The organism is Sutcliffiella rhizosphaerae (genome assembly GCF_917563925.1).
In the GTDB taxonomy this organism is placed as follows: domain Bacteria; phylum Bacillota; class Bacilli; order Bacillales; family Bacillaceae_I; genus Sutcliffiella_A; species Sutcliffiella_A rhizosphaerae.
In genome coordinates, this window is the sequence record NZ_CAKJTJ010000081.1 from 1 (window position 1) to 2386 (window position 2386).

Consider the following 2386-nt stretch of genomic DNA (forward strand, 5'->3'; position numbering starts at 1 on the left):
AATGATTACTCCGTTCTAATAATTAATTTAATTATAAACGGGTTATCTAGTTATAGACATAGAAAAACCCGAATAAGGGGCACTTTTTTATAAGTGTCCGATATTCGGGTAATAGTTCAAAATCAATGGTTATAGGGCTTTTTATTTTTTTGTTGCTTTGTAGAATAACATATAATATATGTTTTATTTGGGGCTGGATTGGGGCTAAAAATAGTCGTGGACAGACTCCCCCCTCCCAATCAATTATTCTCTTTACACCCTCACGTCAATTTGACGTCCACATTTGATACACTCAAAAACTTCTCCTAGATTTCCCTAACGTTAGCTTTTGTCCATGCTGACCACTAGTATCCAAAACTAACTACTTAATTTCTTTATGACAATAGAAGCGTTTACGTTAGCCTGAGTGCCTCCTACATTAGAAGCAAGACCAACTGCTGCAGAAGAAGAATGATTATGAAGGGTCAATACATCACCTGCTGCTAAGGTAAAGATAACCTGGCCATTGTTTTGTTGAGTTCCGGCACCTGAACCATAGACTGTTTCCGTACGAGGTGCTCCATTTACAAATAATGCGAATTGGCTGGGCTCTGTTCCAGAGACTGAAAAAGTAACTTCGTAGTCTCCGGCTTCAATAACTTGGATATTAGCGGTGCCTGGAGCATGAAGAATTCCTGATGAAATAACTCCGTTTGAATCAAAAAGTACTGGAGCCTCAATTGCTACAGTTTGAGCAGTAAAATTGTAAATATACCCATATTGTGACAACCCACCAGCTGGTCCTGCTGGTCCTTGTGCTCCTGTTGCTCCCTGTGCTCCTGTTGCTCCCTGTGGCCCTGCTGGTCCCTGTGCTCCTGTTGCTCCCTGTGGCCCTGCTGGTCCTTGTGCTCCTGTTGCTCCCTGTGGCCCTGCTGGTCCTTGTGGTCCTGGTGGTCCACCTGCTGGTCCTTGTGGACCTACTGGACCCTGTGGTCCTGCTGGTCCCTGTGTTCCTGTTGCTCCCTGTGGTCCTGCTGGTCCTTGTGGACCTACTGGACCCTGTGGTCCAGGTGGACACGGTTGTTGGCAACAGTTAAAATAATCACGTTTATTACGATATCGAAATTTAGAGTAAGTACAGTCACAATTCTCAATATATACACCCATAAATTATTTCCTCCAACAAAAAATAGTTATTTATATACATTTTACTTTGGAGTTTGTGTTTTGCTTGGGTAAACATTGATTTGTACGAAAAAATATTTTTATTTTTACTTTTCTTATGCTTTTTATTTTTCCCCTGGATCGTAGTAGAACAAAACAAATACTATTAGCTTTTGCTTTAATCATTCTGAAGGTTTTATAAACGAGATAGGATATTATTACAACTTGTGGAACTATCCATATGAATTCTTAATCTTTCTCCAATTCCTTATCGCAGTGGGCTTTATGTCAGTGCCAGTATTAATTACACTAACATATCAATTATTTAGTAAATGGAAATTATATTTATTAGCAAATTTAGCTACCTCTTTCATCATGGGTTTTATAGGTGTTTCACTTTTTAGTTATATTTGTTATTATGAAATTGATCATGAGTATTGGGGTCTATTCTCTTCATTTTTGGTTTTATTCATAGTTACTCTTGTTGTAAAAGTCCTAATAGACCTGTTAAAGGATAAATGATTCACTTTGAAGAAATAATAAACTTAGTAATAGAGATTTGAAACATTGAGGAAATTGTAGACCCCATTTCAGGAAAGCAAAGTGGAAAAAATACTTATTAATAAAACTACAGGATTTCTTTATACTCTGGAATTCAAATAATCGGCATGTAACCTAAGAGTCTTGTTTGCAGGGGAGAAAATGAAGTCCCCTTCTTTCACACAAAAGAAGTTTTCTAAAACAATTAGAGTTACCACAACCTCCATAAGCGCCTTGGTTAATGAAAAGAGTCTACCTAGCTTTGAAGTGGCATATGCTATTGGAAAAGAACTTAACAAACCCATTGAGGAAATATGGGTAAAGTTCGAAGGTAGAGGCGAAGGTAATGAGGATAGCGAGCATGAAAGCTAATATTCCGGAAGAATTAGAAACGGCCATATATGAATATGTCTATACTCGTTTGTTAGTGGAAGTAATAAACAATAAATTGAATAACGAGGATGAGAATAGTAACACCTATAAGGTTTTGGAAGGTAATTATAAGAAGGTACATCATAAAATGGTAGACCAGAAGAAATACTTAAAAGAACATAAGGTGAAAGCAGATCCTATGGAAAAGCTTGATGACATGTTTAATGTGGTTCGGTATTTTGTAAAGATGGATAGAGGAAGCCGTTCTAAGCTTAGCTGCATCTTCTGCATTATCAACGAAACCATTTTCCGTTAACAATGCCGGCATACG

General features: G+C 37.7%; 3 protein-coding genes. 2 read left to right on the forward strand and 1 reads right to left on the reverse strand.

The features are described 5' to 3' along the window. Positions 1–357 precede the first annotated feature (357 nt). On the reverse strand, positions 358–1146 hold the full coding sequence (locus LRP81_RS23035) for a BclA C-terminal domain-containing protein (RefSeq protein ID WP_317987118.1): 789 nt from the start codon (positions 1144–1146) through the stop codon (positions 358–360). Between the two features lie 699 nt (positions 1147–1845). Between LRP81_RS23035 and LRP81_RS23040 the strand changes: the two genes are divergently transcribed. Continuing rightward, positions 1846–2055 carry a helix-turn-helix transcriptional regulator gene (locus tag LRP81_RS23040; RefSeq protein WP_230505538.1) on the forward strand — a complete coding sequence of 70 codons (210 nt, stop codon included), beginning with the start codon at positions 1846–1848 and terminating at the stop codon, positions 2053–2055. Then, the gene (locus LRP81_RS23045; RefSeq protein ID WP_230505540.1) at positions 2045–2371 is read left to right on the forward strand and encodes a hypothetical protein; all 327 of its coding nucleotides are present in this window, start codon (positions 2045–2047) and stop codon (positions 2369–2371) included. The genes LRP81_RS23040 and LRP81_RS23045 overlap by 11 nt, the downstream gene beginning before the upstream one ends. Positions 2372–2386: the final 15 nt, after the last annotated feature.

What these genes read in the sequence shown, in the direction of transcription:
- LRP81_RS23035 (WP_317987118.1), bottom strand. Translation starts at nt 1,146, where the DNA reads ATGGGTGTATATATTGAGAATTGTGACTGTACTTACTCTAAATTTCGA.
- LRP81_RS23040 (WP_230505538.1), top strand. Translation starts at nt 1,846, where the DNA reads ATGAAGTCCCCTTCTTTCACACAAAAGAAGTTTTCTAAAACAATTAGA.
- LRP81_RS23045 (WP_230505540.1), top strand. Translation starts at nt 2,045, where the DNA reads ATGAAAGCTAATATTCCGGAAGAATTAGAAACGGCCATATATGAATAT.